This window comes from Streptosporangium vulgare (assembly GCF_042428775.1).
Classification (GTDB): Bacteria; Actinomycetota; Actinomycetes; order Streptosporangiales; family Streptosporangiaceae; genus Streptosporangium; species Streptosporangium vulgare.
The window spans coordinates 176,397-194,000 of the sequence record NZ_JBHMBS010000012.1; the positions used below are offsets into that span (position 1 = coordinate 176,397).

The 17,604-nt window shown below is 71.5% G+C and carries 11 protein-coding genes; 5 read left to right on the plus strand and 6 right to left on the minus strand.

The window, feature by feature from the left end; genetic code table 11:
- Nucleotides 1–4 precede the first annotated feature (4 nt).
- From ACFFRH_RS25095 to ACFFRH_RS25105, 3 genes are all read left to right on the plus strand, one after another.
- Nucleotides 5–955: a carbohydrate kinase family protein gene (locus ACFFRH_RS25095; RefSeq protein WP_386159927.1), complete on the plus strand. Its 951-nt coding sequence runs from the start codon at nucleotides 5–7 to the stop codon at nucleotides 953–955.
- Between the two features lie 64 nt (nucleotides 956–1,019).
- A complete protein-coding gene (locus tag ACFFRH_RS25100; RefSeq protein ID WP_386159929.1) occupies nucleotides 1,020–2,702 on the plus strand; it encodes a hypothetical protein in 1,683 nt (560 codons plus the stop codon).
- A gap of 302 nt (nucleotides 2,703–3,004) precedes the next feature.
- Nucleotides 3,005–4,225, plus strand: coding sequence for an MFS transporter (locus tag ACFFRH_RS25105; RefSeq protein ID WP_386159931.1), 1,221 nt, complete (start codon nucleotides 3,005–3,007; stop codon nucleotides 4,223–4,225).
- A gap of 59 nt (nucleotides 4,226–4,284) precedes the next feature.
- Here the strand turns inward: ACFFRH_RS25105 and ACFFRH_RS25110 are convergent, their stop codons facing one another.
- From ACFFRH_RS25110 to ACFFRH_RS25120, 3 genes are all read right to left on the minus strand, one after another.
- Nucleotides 4,285–6,330 carry a tetratricopeptide repeat protein gene (locus ACFFRH_RS25110; RefSeq protein ID WP_386159933.1) on the minus strand — a complete coding sequence of 682 codons (2,046 nt, stop codon included), beginning with the start codon at nucleotides 6,328–6,330 and terminating at the stop codon, nucleotides 4,285–4,287.
- Nucleotides 6,327–7,217, minus strand: coding sequence for an SIR2 family NAD-dependent protein deacylase (locus ACFFRH_RS25115; protein ID WP_386160106.1), 891 nt, complete (start codon nucleotides 7,215–7,217; stop codon nucleotides 6,327–6,329). The genes ACFFRH_RS25110 and ACFFRH_RS25115 overlap by 4 nt, the downstream gene beginning before the upstream one ends.
- 195 nt (nucleotides 7,218–7,412) lie before the next feature.
- Nucleotides 7,413–7,577 carry an FxSxx-COOH-like cyclophane-containing RiPP peptide gene (locus ACFFRH_RS25120; protein WP_386159935.1) on the minus strand — a complete coding sequence of 55 codons (165 nt, stop codon included), beginning with the start codon at nucleotides 7,575–7,577 and terminating at the stop codon, nucleotides 7,413–7,415.
- Nucleotides 7,578–7,770: 193 nt separating this feature from the next.
- On the opposite strand from ACFFRH_RS25120, the gene fxsT (ACFFRH_RS25125) reads away from it, so the two are divergent.
- Nucleotides 7,771–10,302 carry an FxSxx-COOH system tetratricopeptide repeat protein gene (fxsT, locus tag ACFFRH_RS25125; protein ID WP_386159937.1) on the plus strand — a complete coding sequence of 844 codons (2,532 nt, stop codon included), beginning with the start codon at nucleotides 7,771–7,773 and terminating at the stop codon, nucleotides 10,300–10,302.
- A gap of 111 nt (nucleotides 10,303–10,413) precedes the next feature.
- On the opposite strand, the gene ACFFRH_RS25130 is transcribed toward fxsT (ACFFRH_RS25125), so the two are convergent.
- Nucleotides 10,414–11,718: an HEXXH motif domain-containing protein gene (locus ACFFRH_RS25130; protein ID WP_386159939.1), complete on the minus strand. Its 1,305-nt coding sequence runs from the start codon at nucleotides 11,716–11,718 to the stop codon at nucleotides 10,414–10,416.
- Nucleotides 11,715–12,890 carry an FxsB family cyclophane-forming radical SAM/SPASM peptide maturase gene (locus ACFFRH_RS25135; RefSeq protein ID WP_344742990.1) on the minus strand — a complete coding sequence of 392 codons (1,176 nt, stop codon included), beginning with the start codon at nucleotides 12,888–12,890 and terminating at the stop codon, nucleotides 11,715–11,717. The genes ACFFRH_RS25130 and ACFFRH_RS25135 overlap by 4 nt, the downstream gene beginning before the upstream one ends.
- 557 nt (nucleotides 12,891–13,447) lie before the next feature.
- Here ACFFRH_RS25135 and ACFFRH_RS25140 point away from each other — a divergent pair.
- On the plus strand, nucleotides 13,448–14,755 hold the full coding sequence (locus ACFFRH_RS25140; RefSeq protein ID WP_344742992.1) for an HEXXH motif domain-containing protein: 1,308 nt from the start codon (nucleotides 13,448–13,450) through the stop codon (nucleotides 14,753–14,755).
- A gap of 204 nt (nucleotides 14,756–14,959) precedes the next feature.
- Here ACFFRH_RS25140 and fxsT (ACFFRH_RS25145) read toward each other — a convergent pair whose 3' ends face one another.
- Entirely contained in the window at nucleotides 14,960–17,497 is a 2,538-nt protein-coding gene (fxsT, locus tag ACFFRH_RS25145; protein ID WP_344742993.1) for an FxSxx-COOH system tetratricopeptide repeat protein, read from the minus strand.
- Nucleotides 17,498–17,604 lie beyond the last annotated feature (107 nt).

Genomic DNA, 17,604 nt, shown 5'->3' on the forward strand with positions numbered 1-17,604 from the left:
CACCGTGACCGGAACGGGTCTGCTGGTCATCGGCGACGTGGTGACCGACGTCGTCGCACTTCACGGCGGGTCCGCCAGGAGCGGTCTGGCCGTCGGGACGGACACCGCCGCCGACATCGTGCTGCGTCCCGGCGGCTCGGGGGCCAACACGGCCTCCTGGGCCGCCCGGCTCGGCGCCGACGCGCGGATCCTGACCCGGGCCGGATTCGACACCGCCGACTGGCACGCCGCCGAGCTGCGGCGGTTCGGGGTGCGGCCGCACCTGCGGGTCGACCCCGACCGGCCCACCGCCGTGGTGATCGCCATGGTCGACGTGACCGGGGAGCGTTCCATGCTCACCAACAGGGGCGCGGGCGGGCACATCGGCACGGGCGACTGGGACGAGAGCCTGCTCGACGGGGTGGGCCATCTCCATCTGTCCGGTTACACCCTGTTCGCCGAGCCGGGGCTCCAGCTTTCCCGGCTGGCCATGGCCGAGGCGTCCCGGCGCGGCGTCTCGATCAGCGTGGACCCCGCCTCGACCGGTTTCCTGCGCTCGTTCGGCGTCGAGCGGTTCGTCCAGGAGACCCTGACCGCCCAGCTGATCATCCCCAACCTGGACGAGGCGCTGCTGCTCACCGGCGAGGCCACCGCCGAGGGGGCGGCCGAGAGCCTGAGCCTCCGCTACGGGGCGGCGGCGGTGAAGCTCGGATCCCGCGGCGCGCTGATGGCCAGGGACGGAAAGTTGGCCGCTCGGGTTCCCGCGCTCACCACCGAGGTGGTTGACTCCATTGGAGCGGGGGACGCGTTCGCCGCCGGGCTGCTCACGGCCCTGCTGAGCGGGGCCGCCGACGAGGCCGCGCTGGACGCCGGACGCCGCGCCGGGGCGGAGGCCGTGACGGTCCTGGGTGGCCGTCCGCGTGTCCTTCCGTCTGATTTGGGTACTAAGGAGCTTTACCCTCTTAACACCAATTGATAGCTTGCGGCGTAAGCTGCACCATTAGCCACACGCGTCACTTTGGGGAGGTTACGGTCCGCCGATGGATGCCGAGTCATCGATCTGCCTGAGTGATCTGGTCCCGGCCCTGCGCTGGAGTCGCCCCCAGCAGGTCGCCGAAGCCCTGGCCGACCCCCGGCTGCCCGTCGGCTGGTGGTCGTCGGTCACCCTGCCCAAGGCCCTCGGCGCCGCGGGGCTCGACTGGGTCTGCGACAGGCTGGCCCGGCTCTCGCTGTCACGCTGGGACCATCTGCCGCTGAGCGACGTGCTGCCCGCGCTGCACGTCCACACGGTCGACCCCACCCTGCCAGGCTGGCCGGAGCCCACGCGCTCGGCCATCGCCGGCCTGGGCGGCTGGAACCGCCTGCGCCGCCTGACCGCGGGAGACCTGGGCGGGACCACGATCGGACCCGCGACGTCCTCCCCCGAGATGGTGGTCACCGCCGTGTTCCGCGAGGTGCTCGGCCACATCCCGGGGATCGCCGAGCACGCCGCGCCGGCCGCCGTCCACGCGCAGGTCCCGCTCCAGGAGCGGGTCCAGGACCCGGCGCAGGCACCCGCGCCGCAGGTCCCCGCCCAGCCGTCGCCACCGCCGCAGGAACAGCGGCAGGAGCCGGTCCCCGAACCGGCCGCCGTCCCCGAGCCGGCCGCGCCCAGCCCGCAGGCCGTCCTCAACGACTACCCGCTGGTCCGCCTGGTCGACAACATGTTCCGCGACTGGAGCCCGCTGGAGCGCGCGGTCGCCGTCGAGCGGCTCTTCGCGGTCGACCCGATCAGCCTGCGCGCGCTCGCGCACAAGCTGAACGCCGACCGCGACTCGCTCTCGGCGGCCCAGCGCGCCGCCGAGGAACGCATCCTGCTCTGGCTGCGCTCCTCGGAGTCCGCGCCGCTCACCGGGCACATGTTCGGGCTGACCGAGTGGCTGGGCTCCGCCGCCACCAAGGACCAGCTCATCGGCGCCGACCCCGCGCACCCGATCGAGGTCCCCACCCTGCGGACCCCGCTCTGGAGGGTGCTGGTCACGCTCATGCCCGACCGGCGGCTCCAGGACGACTGGCTCGTCGTGGGCGACCTGGGCGGCCTGCGCGACCGGACCCGCCAGCTCCTGGCGGGCAAACCGATCGACAGCGACGCGCTCCGGCTCATGGAGCACCAGCTCGGCATCCGGTCCCACTCGGTCCAGGCCTGGCTGGACGCCCTCGCCGCGAGCGCGTCGCAGGAGACGGCTCCCCAGGAGACCACCGCCGAGGTCAGGCAGCTGCCGCGCCGCACCCCGGGGGCGAACGGCCACCACCACCGCGGCGGGCAGCCGATCCCGCAGGTGAACGCCGGCGCCATCGACCCCCGCGCCGCCCTGGCCACGCTGTCGGCCCTGGCGAGCGGCAACTCCAGGCCGCATCTGATCACCAGCCAGCGGGTCCCGCTGCACCCGCCCGCGAGCCCGTCGTCCGACCCGACGCGCTGGCAGCGCATCGAGGTGACCAGCGACCACCTGCGGGGCGGCCCGGTGGCCGTGCCCGAGGGGTACGCCACCCAGCTGGGCATGCGTCCCGGCACACTGCTGTCGGTCACCGGTCCCGGCGACAACGCGGTGGTCCTGGTCTGGCGGGACCACCCCGTCTTCGACTCCCTGCAGCCCGTCCTGATGCGCCTGAACGCCCGCCCGGGCGACCAGGTCTACGTCACCGTGGACGGCTACCGCCTGGACGCCCAGCTGCCGGCCTGACCTTCCGGCCGGCCCTCTCCCCGGAGTCACCCCCGGGTCCCCCGGGGGAGGGCGGGCACAGGAATCCGGTGAAGGCAGGCGGAGCCGGGCGAGCTTGATTCATTTATGTGAATCGGCGCTATGCTTGGGCCTCCCGAGGCCGGAATTAACAATGGGACCCGAGCTACTGGGGTCCCATTGGTCGTTTTCATGTCAACAAAATCCCATTTCTCCTCTTCCGTCGGCGATTTTGACGACCCACCTCACAAATCAGTTGTCAGCTGTTGTCCGACGGCGGACACGAGAACAGGAATACGCAAGCTGTGGGGGACGGAGCGGCACAAGCGACCCGGACACGCAACAACAAGAAGGACCTCAGGTTGGCGTGGGCCGGATCCGCGCTTTCCATGACCGCGTTCCGGACCCTCGGCGTCTCCTACCCGCTCATCGCCCTGGCGCTCACCGGCTCCCCCATGGCCGCCGGATGGGTGGGGTTCGCCTCGACCGTCCCCGGTCTCCTGCTCTACATCCCGGCCGGCGCCCTGATCGACCGCTTCAACCCGCGCCAGGTCATGCTCTGGACGGAGGCCGCCAGGGGGATCGCCGCGGCCAGCGTGTTCGTGGCCCTGCTCTGCGGGGCGGCCTCGCTGCCCCAGCTGGTGGTGGCCGCCGTCGCCGAAGGGGCGCTGTGGGTCCTGCACTCGCTGGCGGAGAACGCGCTGATCCCTTCGCTGGTCGGCCGCGACGGGCTTCGCCGCGCGCTCGCGAGAAGCGAGATGAGCTTCCACACCGCCGTGCTGGCGGGAAGGCCGCTCGGCGGGTTCCTGCTGGGAATCGGGCAGGCGATACCGTCGGCCGTCAACACCGTGCTCTTCTTCCTGTCGTTCGGCTTTCTGCTGCGAATGGACGCGAGCGATGTCCGGCGTGACGCGCGCCCGCTGGTCAAAGTCGGCGACGGGCTGCGCGAGGTGGCCCAGCGGCCTTTCCTGCGCACCGCGATGGCGCTGACCGCCCTCACCAATCTGATGGTCAACGCGCTGACCATGGTCTTTCTCGCGAGCTCGGCGGAGCTGTCACCGCTGGTCGTCGGGATGGTGCTCGCGGGGGGCGGGCTGGGCGGGGTCCTGGGGTCGCTCCTCGTCCTGCGCGTCACGCCGCCGCCCTTCATGCTGTTCGCGCAGGTGTGGATCTGGGCGTTCGCGCTCTTCGTCGCCGCTTTCGGCGGGCATCCCGCCTTCTTCGCCCTGGCGACGTTGCTGACCGGGTGCAGCGGGGCGCTCAGCAACATCGGCATCAGGACGTTCGAGGCCCACGAGATCGGCCCGGACAAGATCGCGAGGGTGGCGAGCGTGTCCCGGCTCACCAGCCGGATGGCGATATCGGTGGCGGCGCCGCTCGGCGCCCTCCTCGTCACCTGCTTCGGCGGCGACGGAGCGACCGTGGTCCTCTTCGTCACCATGGTCGTGATCGCGATAGTCGTGACGGCCGTTCCCGCCCTGCGCGGCGGCCTGATGCCGGGCGGGGAGAGACGGGCCCACCCCTGAGGCGCCCGCCCAGGTGAGTGCCCGAGGTCCCCGCCCAGGTGAGTGCCCGAGGCGCCCGGTCAGGCGAGCCGGGCGATGCGCTCCGCCTCCGCCGCCAGATGGGCGGGGAGCGCGGGCGTCCTCGCCGCGGCGGCCCGCCCGGCCAGCGCGGCCGCCGCCGCCGCGTCACCGGCGAGTTCCTCGATCCTGGCGGCGTACAGCAGGACCGGGCCGTGGTCCGCCGCCTCGGCCGACACCGCCCCGATCTCGCGCTCCGCCTCGGGAAAACGGCCCAGCGTGGCGAGCGCGAGCGCGTGGGCGGCCCGGGTGGACGGCCACTGCAGCGGCCGGACCCGGTCGAGGTCCCGCAGCGCCGCCTCCGCCCGGCCGAGCCCGGCGAGGATCTCGCCCCGCGCCCGCAGCGCCTCGGTGAGGTTCCCCTCCCTGCCCAGGACGTCGTTGAGGACGTCGCGCGCCGCGTCGGGATGGCCGTCGTACCAGAGCGCCCAGGCGAGCTCGGTCTGGATGTGCATGTCGTTGGGCACGCGGCGGATCGCCGAGTACAGCTCCCGCACCGCGACCGAGGGGCGTGCCTGGGCCAGCCGCAGCCTGCCGATCCCGGCGAGCAGCCCGCCGACCGCCGAGGTCGCCCCCAGCGTCTCGAAGAGGACCGCGGCGGTGCGGTAGTGGGAGACGGCCTTCTCGAAGTCCTCCCGCCGGTGCGCGACGTTGCCGAGGAAGGACTCGATCTCCGCCCGCATCCTGGTGTTGTCACCGCAACGCTCCAGGGCCTCCTCGGCCTGCTTCGCGGCCAGCGCGAACTCCCCGTCGCGGAACGAGAGCTCGGCGGCCCGCAGGTAGTCGTCGGGGAAGGAACGGGTCTCGGCCGGCACGACGAGGTGGTCGTTCTGGAGGATGGGCTGGATGAGGCGCTCGTGCGACAGCTCGCACCATCGCGTGCCCGCCTTGATGTCCTCGCGCAGGATGTGACGGTCGACCAGTGCCCTGACCACCGCGTTCGGCATGCCGGCGGTGACGGTCTCCCCCTGGTAGACGACCTCGCGGGTGCCGAGCTCGGTGATGAAGCAGCGGCGCAGCCAGCTCCTGAGCTCGGCGACGTCCTCGCCGAAGTGGTCGCGGGCCACCTCGGCGATCATCCGTTCGGAGAAGGTGGTGAGCGACCGGTCGGCGTTGGCGAACCTGCGGACGTGGTCGGAGGAGATGACCCGCACGTCCTCGGGCAGGGAACGCCACATGGTCGAGCACACGACCTGCAGCTGGACGGGCTCGACCACCTTGGCGTCGGCGACGACCTCCTCGCCGAGCGCCCTGCCGACCCTGATCATGCGCAGGTCGTCGACCAGGCCCCGCGCCGCGCCGGGGGCGAACGAGCGGCCGGTGCCCTCCAGCGGGCCCTCGGTCGCCCGGACCGCGGCGGCCGTGTCGAGGGCGGTCAGCGAGAAGCGGCTCCTGGCCATGCCCGCCAGCTTCGGCTCGTGGGGAAGGATCGCGGCGAGGTAGTCCTCCCGGATCGAGACGAGGAGGCGCAGGTTCGGGTCCTCGTCCAGCGCCTCGACGAGCTGGCCGATGAACCACTCGCGGTACGGCTGGCGGTGGGCGAAGTCCCCGAAGAGCTCCTCCGCCTGGTCGATCGCCGCCAGGGTGAGCACCGGGTCGCCGTACGGATCCTGGCGCGGCGGGCGCCGGCTCAGGAACTCGCGGATCGTCAGCCCCGCCAGCCGGGTGGGCGTCTCCAGGGGCGCCCACGACGACAGCAGCGCGAACACGTGCGGGTTGTGCCGCGAGAGCGCGGCCGAGGGGAAGGGCGAGCCGTGCGACACCCGGCCTATCGGCAGGACGTCGGTCCTGCCCGTGTCCAGCAGCGGGAGCACCCCGGCCTGGATCAGCGAGGTCTTGCCCACGCCGGAGGGCCCGTACAGCACGGTGAGGCGACCGGCCTGCCACAGGTCGGAGACCTCGCATGCCTCCCTGTCGCGGCCGAAGAACCGGGAGCCGTCCTCGCGGCGGAAGGCCCGCAGGCCGACGTACGGCTGGTCGGCCGCGTCGGGCCGGTCGTGGTCGGGGGTCACCTCGGGGGGCGGGTCAGGGGTCAGGTCGGGGGTCACGGCACCGGTCCCATCCGCCGGCGCAGCTCACGGCAGAACTCCTCCGCCGTTCCCCAGAAGATGGAGATCCGCCAGTCTTCGTAGTATCTGGCCAGCTGGCGCTGGACCTCCAGCACGTCCGCCTTCGTGCTGGCGAGCGAGGGGGCGAGCTGGACGCTCACGTGCCTGCGGCGGTTGATCCCGGGAACGGCCTTCAGCAGCCCGTGGAAGAGCACGCGAAACGTCCAGTCCTGCAGGCTGTAGCCGATGAACAGCAGGGGTCTCCTGGTCAGCGCCGCGAGGATGGAGGTGGGCAGCATGCGCTGGCCTCCCGCGACGCCGTCCACCGCGAGGTTGGTGAGGAACTCCAGATAGTCGTCCTCGGCCAGCACGATCGACGCCGGGTCCTGCAGGCTGCCGTGCAGGTGGTAGATGAGCGGGGCATCCGGCCTGGGGTTCCAGCCCGCCTCGCTGCTGAACAGGTCCTCGGCGTAGGCGAGCCCCTTGTTCCACGGGCAGATGGCCACGTTCGGCCTTTTCCCCACCGCTTCGAGCGAGCGCAGGATGAAGTCGTCGTAGTTCGTCGTCAGGTACACCGGGAGCGGGAAGCTCGCGAGCAGGCCGTGCGGTTCGAGGGGGTCCAGGAAGTCGGGCGCTCCGCCGGCGTCGAGCTCGTCGCAGATCCGCCGCTTCACATATACCGAATCCCCGTATCTCATCACCGCGAACTGCGTCACCCGGGGGAGATCGTGGTCGTCGTCGAAGGGATAGTCCCAGCGGCGCGCCATGTCACGGCTCAGCGCCGTCCCCGTCGGCAGGGTGCTCGCGCACGCCCCGGACCCCAGGAAAGGCGTGCAGTCCCCACTGTTCAACTGGTCGAGCAGGCGCTCCCACTCGGCCTCCCCCATATTGTGCACGCGGGGCACCACCTCACAGGCCGAAGGCCCGTCCGGAAAGCGGACCCGATGCCGAACGACTCTATTGCCGCGGTCAACCCCCGGTGGGCCGGATCCGAACGCCCGACTCACCGATCGCCGGGAAACGGGCGAATGCTTCACAGTCATCTTTCTGTCGCAGCCTGCCCGGAACCGCAAGGCGATCTCTCATATCGAGCTGTCGAAACCCGCGCTCGGCTCCAGGTCGGCGCCATGTTCGAAAAGCTCCTTCAGCACCCTTCTGAGAGAGGCGCTCCCGACCTTCTCCAGGTCCCTGAACGACAGATCGGTGATGTCGATGGAGACCGTAGAAGCCGCACCGTCATAATGCATTTGCGCTCCCTACTCGGCGGCCCTGCCGTCGGCCTGTTTTCGGTCATCCCAAACACGGTGCGACGACGTTCCGCCGTACCCGTGAAATTCAAGATGCGCCCGCTATTTATTTGATTCTGTTATGCCCGGCTTCTCGAATCAAGCTCTAGGATGGCGACAGAATCCTTCGGATTGGACAGGGTGGAGGCCATAGGTGGTGGAGCTTTCACACGCCGCGCACACCGTTCCCGAACGGCAGCCCGAGATCTGGGAGAAAGTGCCGCCCCGCAACAGAAACTTCACGGGGCGCGACGACCTGCTCCTCAAGCTCCGCCAGGGCATCAGCACGGTCACCGCCGTGGTCCCCCAGCCCCAGGCCCTGCAGGGATGGGGCGGCGTCGGCAAGACCCACCTCGCCATCGAGTACGCCCACCGCTACCGCTCGCACTACGACCTCGTCTGGTGGATCCCCGCCGACCAGCGCGTGCTGGTGCCGTCCGCCCTCGCCGCGATGGCCCCCCACCTGGGCCTGCCGCCGGTGTCGGCCACCGGCGTCGAGGAGGCCGCCGACGCCGTGCGCAGGACGCTGCAGAGCGGCGACCCCTACCGCCGCTGGCTGTTGATCTTCGACAACGCCGAGGAGCCGGGGCAGGTCGAGGAGTTCATCCCGCGCGGGCCCGGCCACGTCCTGATCACCTCGCGCAACCCCAAGTGGGAGGACCACTTCGAGACCCTCCAGGTCGACGTCTTCACCCGCGAGGAGAGCGTGGCCTTCCTGAAGAAGCGCCTGCGCAGGGAGGTTCCCGACGAGGACGCCTCGCGGCTGGCCGAGCAGCTCGGCGACCTCCCGCTCGCCCTGGAGCAGGCCGGCGCGCTGCAGTACGAGACCGGCATGTCGGTCGACGAATACCTGGAGCAGCTGGAGGAGCAGGCGAGCCGGCTGCTGGGCGCGAACCGGGCGCCGGGATACCCGCTGTCGATGACCGCGGCCTGGAAGGTGTCGGTGTCGCTCCTGCAGGACCGCCTCCCGGAGGCGATCACGGTCCTGCGGTGCTGCGCCTTCTTCGGGCCAGAGCCGATCCCGCGCGACGTGTTCCGCAAGGGCAACAAGGCCGTCGTCCCCCGCCTGAGCGCGATCCTGTCCGACCCCATCCTGCTCGCCACGGCGCTGAGCGAGCTCAGGCGGTTCGCCCTGGCCAGGATCGAGCCGGCGACCCGCACCATCCAGGTCCACCGCCTGGTCCAGGCGCTCCTGCGCGACGACCTGCCGGAGAAGGACCAGCGGGAGATCCGGCACGAGGTCCACGTGCTGCTCGCCGGCAGCGCCCCGAACGACCCCGACGACACCGACAGGTGGCGCGGTTTCGAGGAGCTGGTCGCCCACGTCGCCCCCTCCGGCCTGGAGGAGTGCACCGACCCGCGGGCCAGGTCGTTCGCCATGCGAATGGTCCGATACCTCTACCGGTCGGGCAACTACCAGTCGGCCCACTCGTTCATCACGAGCTTCATCGGGAGATGGACCGAGATCAGCGGCCCCGACCACCCGGACGTGCTCGTCGCGCACCGGCACCTCGGCAACATCCTGCGAGGTCTCGGGCAGTACGCCACGGCGTACGAGGTCGACCACGAGACCCTCGACAAGATGAAGGAGATCCTCGGCCCCGAGCACGCGGAGACCCTCTCGACGATCAACGGCTACGCGGCCTCGCTGCGCGCCCGGGGCGACTTCCTCGCCGCGCGCACGCTGGACCAGGAGTCGCAGGTCACCTACCTGAACGGCCCGGACCCGGCCTCCGCCGCCGCGCTGCGCGTGGCGTACAACCTGGCCCTCGACTACGCGCTGACCAGTGACTACGCGGAGGCGCGCAGGCTGCACCAGGAGACCTATCTCGCGCAGAGCGACGCGACCGACGGGGTCAGCAAGGGCACCCTGCTGCTGTCGTGGAACAGCCTGGCCAGGGCCGTGCGGCTCTGCGGCGACTACACCGAGGCCTGTGACCTGGGCGAGGAGGCCTACGCCTACGGCGTCCAGGAGCTGACCCTCGACCACCACTACACCCTGCTCGCCGCCAAGGACCTCTCCATCGCGAAGCGCCGGGCCGGAGAGCTCTCCGAGGCCCTGGAGCTCGCGCACGACACCCACACCCGCTTCCAGCGGCTGTTCGGAGACGGGCACCCCGACACCATGGCGGCCGCGATCAACCTCTCCAACGCCCTGCGGGCGGCCGGGAACCTCGACGAGGCGTTCGCGATCGCGGAGAAGGCCGTCGCCCGCTATCCGGCGGTGTACGGCCCCGACCACCCCTACACCAACGCCTGTGTCGGCAACCTGGCGATCCTGCACCGCCTGCGCGGAGACGTCACGACGGCCCGCGCCCTGAACGAGAAGGCCAGGGCGGGCCTGATCGCGAAGGTCAGCCGCGACCACCACTACTCGCTGAGCTGCGCCGTCAGCCTCCAGAGCGACCTCGCGGCCCTGGGAGAGAGCGACGAGGCCAGCAGGCTCGGCGAGGACACCCTCGGGAGGCTGCGGAGCCTTCTCGGCGAGAACCACTTCCTCAGCCTGGCCTGCGCCGGCAACCTCGCCCTCGACCTGCGGGCGGCGGGCGCGGAGAAGGAGGCCGAGATCCTGTACGCCGACACGATGCGGCGCTACGAACGGCCACTGGAGATCGGCCATCCCGACGCCCGGGACGCCAGTGAGGGCCGTCGCATCGACTGCGACTTCGATCCCCCGCCGATCTGACCGCTCCCCGCCCAGGAGTTCCCGCGCCTCCAGGTGGTGAGCTCGCGGCGTGCCCGCGCCTCCAGGTCGTGAGGTGCCGGTCGGCCTCGCGGCGTACCCGCGCCTTCCCGCTCAGGAGTTCCTGCGCCTCCAGGTGGTGAGGTGCTGGTCGGCCTCGCGGCGTGCCTGCGCCGCCACCGCGAGGTCCACCGGCTCGTCCAGCCAGCGCTCCAGCGTGCCCCTCATCGCCTTCACGAACTCCTCACCGCGCTCGTTCAGGCCCCCGCTGGCCATGAGCGTGCCGGTGACGCCGTACGCGGCCTCCCTCCAGCGCGCGAACTCGACCTGCCCGCGAAAGGCGCGGGCCCCCTGTTCGCAGCCGTGCTGGCGTCTCCAGAACCCCGCCACCCCGAGGTAGGCGTACGCTCCCTGCAGCAACCCGTTGACGGGGCGGGGGTCGCTCCTCCACGGCGCGTAGTGCCGCCGCCCGTCCTCGGGCCGGGTCAGGTCGAGCATGTCGGTCAGCGCCGTCAGCTTCGCGTGCTGGATCTCGTGGGCGAACGTCGCGGCCATCCCCAGGCCGTGCTGCGGCTCCGACAGGGCGACGGTCCCGAAGGTCTCGCGGGAGGTGGCGCTGTTCTGGCCGAAGGCCGGCGCGTGGATGGGGGTGAGCACCGAGATGCCGGAGGTGAGCTCCGTGGCGACGGTCCAGTGACGGGCGGTCAGGACGTTCCACGCGTCACGCAGGCACGACGCCCAGTGCTCCAGCCTCGCCTCGCTCAGCCTCGGCTCGGTGACGTGCCCGGCGGGCCACCGGTAGGGGTCCGCGTCGTCGACGACGAGGCTGAGGCCGGGCCCCACCGGCAGCCGGCGCAGGACCTGCCAGCCGGTCCCGTCGCGAAGCGGGTCGACGCGGACCGTCGAGCGGCCGAGGTCGAGCTCGGCCCCGTCCGCGTCCGGCCGCACGGTGACGTCGAGCACCCCGCGGGCACCGGCCGGCACGGTGAGGCTGCCGAGGGCCGGCAGGACGACGGTGTCCTCCTCGACGGCGAGGCGGACCCGGCAGGCGATCCGGGCCCTGACCGCGATCGCGACGACGAGGGCGGCGAGCCGGCCGGGATCGTCCTTCGCCCCCGTGCCGGCCCTGAGCGAGAGGTACGTCCGCAGCGCCCACGCGCCCACGGCCGGGTGGCACAGCTCCCGCTCGACCCGCTCCCTGCCGTGGGCCTCCATCTCGGCCAGGAGTTCGTAGGCGCGCGCCGAGAGGGCGGCGTGGGGGTGGCCGGCCTCCTCCGCCTCCAGGACGAGCGCGCGGATGAGGAGCCTGTTCTTGAGCCCCTGCATCGCACGCAGCTCGGCCATGGCCTCGGCCCCGCCCCCACCCTTCGCGAGCGCGGAGAACGTCTCGTCCGACACCGGACGCGAGGTGAGCCTCATCCGCTTCCCTTCAGCCGGGCGACGTCGCGTACGAGCCGCGCGCGAATGTGATCGATGAGCCGGTAGAGGTCGGGGCAGTAGACCGAGGGGCCGAGGAATCCGCGGGTCTCGCTGTAGCGGTGCGGGTAGAGGCCGCCGCCGCAGACGGAACGGATGTCGCAGGTCCGGCACACGGGCGCCAGCGCGAGCTCGCCGATCTGCCGGGCCACGATGGACGGGTGCCCGAGCACGGTGTCGAAGGAGTCGCGCAGGACGTGCAGCAGGGTCGCGGGGGCGCCGTGGTAGCTGGACTTGAGGATGTCCGACTGCTCGATGCTGCCGTCCGTCTCGACGACGACCATCCGCGCCGGGGAGAGGCCGATCGCCTCGGTACGGGAGGCGCGGCCGGTGAGCAGCCGGACGATCTCGTTGAAGAACCTGATCTCGGTCTCCTCGACCGCGGCCCCGTACCAGCGCTCGAAGATCGGCAGCATCCAGTCGGCGTACGGCGTGGCGTCCGAGCCGGGGTCGCGGAAGGGCGGCGGGGTGAGCCAGTTGCCGTGCGGCAGCAGGAAGTCGACCGCCGGCGGGTCGAACTCCAGGAGCGCCTCGTAGGTGGCCAGCGGGTCGTTGCGGACGTCGATCGTGCACAGGAGGCCGCTGAAGAGATGGTGGAAGGGCCCGGCCGTCAGCCTCCGCAGCGAGGCGGCGACCTTGGCGTGGCTCCCCTTCCCGCCGGCGAAGAGCCGGTGCCGGTCGTGGGCCGCCTCGTAGCCGTCCAGGCTCACCCCGACCCGGATCTCCAGGCTGTCGAAGAGCCGCAGGTAGGTCTCGTCCAGGCGCAGCCCGTTGGTCTGCACGCCGACGTGGACGCGGGTCCCGACGTCGGCGGCCGCCCCCCTGATCGTGCGCACGGCGTGGGAGATGAGTTCCGGACCGGCCAGGAGCGGCTCTCCGCCGTGGAGGATGACCTCCACCTCCGCCAGCTCGTGGGCGAGGGCGTGCTCCGCGATGCGCTGTGCCGTCCGCTGGACGATCGCCTCGGACATGCGCCGCGGCTGGGCCTTCCAGGACTGGTCCGCCATCTCGTAGATGTAGCAGTGGCGGCAGGCGAGGTCACATCTGCTGTGGATCTTCAGGATGAACTGCCGGAAGGCGAAAGGTCTCCATCCTGAAGCCAGCAGTTCGGCCACATCGAGTGTGGCCGGAAACACGTTTTCGGCCGACAGAATTTTTAGTTCCGACTTCTCTGACAAATGCGGCACGCCTCTCTTGCGCCATTCCCATCTCGCACCACTCTGTGCCGTTAGTCAAGATTAAAACTCGTAAAGCTTGCTTCAGTCGCGCGTCACAGTCGTACAGTGCGATGAGTTCTTCCGCCGCCAGGGGGTTCACCCTCCATCTACCCTGTAGCAGGCTTTCGGGTATCCCACATAACACCGCGCCAAGGTGGAGGCTGATCAACGGTGTGCGATTGGCCGCCGAACCCGGACTCCGGGGGGCTCGTCGCCACCGGCCGGAGAACCACCCCTTTTCGCCGGTTCGTTGCGAGGATCTCCGGCGGACACGATCTCGCATGCGAATATCGCTATATCAACGAAATGGCGGACTCCGTCCGGCGGAGCCGCCCGGAGCGCGAGTCGTGGCGGGCCCGCCACGGCCGCGAGAATCGCCGGACGCGTCCGCGGTCTCGACGGCGTCGAGGTCCTGCCGCCCGGCGGAGAACCACCACCCGACCGAAGGGGGCGCGATGAACCTGCGCGAGCACCGGATCCCGGTGAAGGTGTTCTCGGAACTGGCCCGCGGCGGCGGGGGCGCCCCCGCGGTCGGCCGTCTCTCCGCCGCCCAGTACAGCAAGCACGTGCTTCTCGTACGCGGGGTGGTGGAGACGGCCCGCACGGCCGGCCACGCGGAGGCGGCCGCCGCACGCCGCGCCTACGACCTGCTCGCCACCGTCCAGCGCCGTCACCCCGGCGCCGTCGACACCGTGCTGCGGCACTCGGCGGTGGGCGCCTGGGCGCGCCGGACGATCAGGATGCTCCGCGCGGGCGACACCCGCGCGGCGCCGGGACAGCTCGCGGCGCTCGCCGCAGCGGCGGCGATCCATTCCCGCACGGCCTGCGACGTCGACGTGCCCGCGGTGGACGGGGTGGTCACGCTGCCGTCGCTGGGTCAGGCGATCCTGTCGCCGACCGTCTCCTGGGCCACGGTCGAGTGCGCCGCCGAGGGCGCCGAGGTCACCGCGGACCGGACGGTCGTCCGGGTCCCCGGCGACCCGCGCCTGGACGCGCCGGGGTGGCGGGGCCTGCGCTCGCTGTCCGCCGAGGCGGGCGGCATGCCGCTCCGCCTGGTCGTCGACGACCTCGACCCCTACCGGATGCCGGAGACGGCCAACCTCGGCGGCCGGCTCGGCGGGGCCGAGATCGAGCGGTGGCAGTCGACGCTGCGCACGGCCTGGGACATGCTGGTGCGCCACCACCGGACCGTGGCCGAGGAGGTGTCCACCGCGATCACGGTCCTCACCCCGCTGGTCGCGCCCCCCATGGGCCTGGCGAGCTCGTCGTCGCGGGAGACCTTCGGCTGCGTGGCCCTGTCGACGCCGCCGGACGCGTCCTCGCTCGCGGTCACGCTGACGCACGAGACGCAGCACGCGAAGCTCTCGGCGCTGCTCGACCTCGTCCCCCTCACCCTTCCCGACGACGGGGCCCGCCACTACGCCCCCTGGCGCGACGACCCGCGTCCCGTCCCCGGGCTGCTTCAGGGGGCGTACGCCTTCCTGGGCGTGACGGGTTTCTGGAGGCGCCAGCGCGCCCTGGAGTCGGGGGAGGCCGCCCTGCGCGCGAGCGCGGAGTTCTTCCGGTGGCGCGAGGCCTCGCGCCTCGTCACCGGCACCCTCCTCGGCGGCGGGCGGCTCACCCCCGCCGGTGAGAGTTTCACGGCCGGGATGGCGCGGCGCCTCGACGACTGGGCGCGGGAGAGCGTGCCCGCCCGCGCGCGGGCGCTGGGCCGCGAGCGCGCGGACGAGCACCGCGCGCGCTGGCTGGAGCGCAACGGCTGACGCCTCGACCGGAAACGACCACCGGGCCGGCGCGTGAGAGCCGATCGGCCAGGGCCCGACGGCCACCGCCCTTGGTGACCGATCGGGACGCGGAGCGCCGCGGGTGCCGCGGCGTCTCCGCGGGAACGCGCCGGTCGCACCGGTCGCACCGGTCACCCGGGAGCGCGGGTCACACCGGTCGCCCGAGTCACCCGGGGGCGCGGGTCACAGGGCGGGCGGATCGAAGTCGAAGTCGAGCCGCTCGCCCAGCAGGGCGACCTTCGTGTCGGGATGGTCGTTGCCGAGCACCCGCTGGTAGCGCTCGAAGGTGTCGGCCTCCAGCAGCGCCGCCTCCTCCTCGGCGCCCTCCGCGCGCAGGTCGATGACCAGGTTGTTCGCGCCGGCCAGGGTGAGGGGGTGGTCCACCCCCAGGAGTTCCCGCAGCTGGCCGAGGGTCTCCTGGCCCAGCTCCCTGGCCCGCGGGACCTCTCCCCTGGCGGCGAGGTCGCTGGCGAGGTTGATCGCGCAGGTGAGCGAGTAGTGGTGCTCGCGGCCGAGCGTGCGGTCGAAGCCCTCCAGGGATCTCAGGTCGAGCCGGTTCGCCTCCTCGATCTCCCCGTTGACCCGCAGGAGCAGCGCGAGGTTCATGTCGCAGCCGAACGTGAAGGGGTGCTCGTCGCCGTACCTCCGGGGGTAGCGGGCCGCGGTGTCGCGGAGCAGCTCCAGCGCCGCGGCGATCTCTCCCCTGGTGCGCTGGGCGTTGGCCAGGCACAGGGCCGCGGCGAGCGTGTCGTGGTGGTCGCGGCCGAAGATGCGGTCCTGGCGCTCGTACGTCCGCTGGGCGATCTCGAACGCCTCGTCGACGAGCCCCGCCCTGCGTTTGGCGATGGACAGGTCCTTGGCCACCCGCAGCGTCCACGGATGGTCGGGCCCCAGCTCCTGCACCCCGAACTCGTAGGCGTCCTCGCCGAGGTCACAGGCCTCGGAGTAGTCGCCCCTGAGCCTGACGATGCGGGCCAGACCGTTTCGCGACGCCAGCATGACCAGCGAACTCGACCTCGAGACCGAGGAGTGCTGCTTCGTGTAGAGCACCTTCTGCAGCTCGAACGCCTGCCGGTAGTCACCGAGCAGCATGTAGTCGACGGAGAGGTTGTTCATGGCGCGCAGCGTCCGACGGTGGTCGGGACCGAACACCTCCTCGTGCCGGCGCAGCGACTCCCTGTCGTGCTCCAGCGCGGCCGCGAAGTCGCCGCGCATCCTCATGTCGGCGCCGTGGCTGTTGACGAGGAGGAGGGTCTCCTCGTGGTCGGGCCCGAGGACCGCCCGCATGCGTGCGAGGGTGTCGCGGTTGAGCTCGAAGGAGGCCCGGTAGTCGCCGAACTCCCGCAGGACGATGCCGAGGTGCCGCTGCGCGGAGAGCACGTTCTGGTCGTCGGGGCCGCTGTCTTCCCGCCACCTGCGGATGAAGCTCCCCACGAGGTCGACGGCCGACTGGTAGCCACCCGACGAGTAGAGGTAGCGGACGACGTCGAGGGCGAACCGGCGGATGCGGGGGTCTCGGCTCTCCTCCACCTTGGAGGGCCTCACGTGGCTGAGCAGCTCCCCGTAACGCGGCCAGGAGCCGTTGTCGTCGGGCAGGCCGGGCGTCGCCGCCGCCAGCAGGAGATGGACCTCCCTGCGGAAGGACACGTGCTCCTCGTCGCTCAGCTCGTCACGCAGGAGCGCCTGGATCAGCCGGTGCACCTGGATGGTCCGGTTCTCCGAGTCGATCCGCACGAGGGCGTAACGTCCCAGCTCCCTGATCGCCTTGCTCAGCAGGATCGGGTCGGCGAGGAGCGGGCCGAGACGCGACTCCGGCACGAGCTCCTCGGGAAGGATCCCGAAGACGTCGCGGGGGATCGGGTCGGGGCCGAAGAAGGCGCAGCAGCGCAGGAGCTTCACGGCCTCTGGCAGCTTCGACTTGAGCTGGGACACCGACAGCGACCACGCCGCGGTCATGGACAGCGGGTAGTCGGACGCCTTGTTGGCGTCGAGCAGCTGGACGGTCTGCTCTTCGAGCAGGTGGAGGTACTGGCCGACGGACATCCCCGTCTCCGTCTGCAGGGCCCCCGCCTGCTCCAGCGCGAGCGGGAGGTCGCCGAGCTGCTCGGCCAGCCGGTTCCTGTCGTCGGGGGTGGTCGACCTCGGCACCCGCTTGCTGAGGAACGCGATGCTCTCCGCCCGGGTGAAGACGTCGACGGGCAGGGTGTCGACCACGCCCTGCCAGGCGTGGTTGCGCGAGGTGATCAGGACGTGTCCCGGGCCGCGCGGGACGATCTCGTTGATGTCCTCGGGCTGTTCGGCGTTGTCGAAGACGAGCAGCCACCGGGAGTACGGCTCGCCGCGGCGCAGGGCGTCGAGCACGGCCCTGGAGGCCTCCTCCACCCCCATCGTGGCGGATGACGCCACGCCCAGATGCGGGGCGAGCGCGGCCAGCGACGAGCGCACCAGGATCGGCTGGTCGGCGGGGATCCACCAGACGAGGTCGTACTCGTGCCGGAAGCGGTGGGCGTACTCGATCGCGACGTGGGTCTTGCCGACGCCGCCGAAACCGTGGAGGGCGTGCGGCACCACCGCGGTGACCTCGGAGGTGACCCCGGTGTGCAGCTTGTCGAGAAGGTCTTCGCGACCGGTGAAATTCTTGTTCTGCTGCGGGACCTTGCCCCAGATCCGGGGCTGGCGTCCCGGTGGCCGGGGAATTCCCGAAGGCCCTGAAATGGTCACGCGACCGCCTCCACTCGCCCGATTGTCGTCCAGCCTAGACTCCCGGCCGGAGCGGGTGCATGTACGGGGAAGTCAGACTCTCATGGCGACATACCAAACGAAGGATA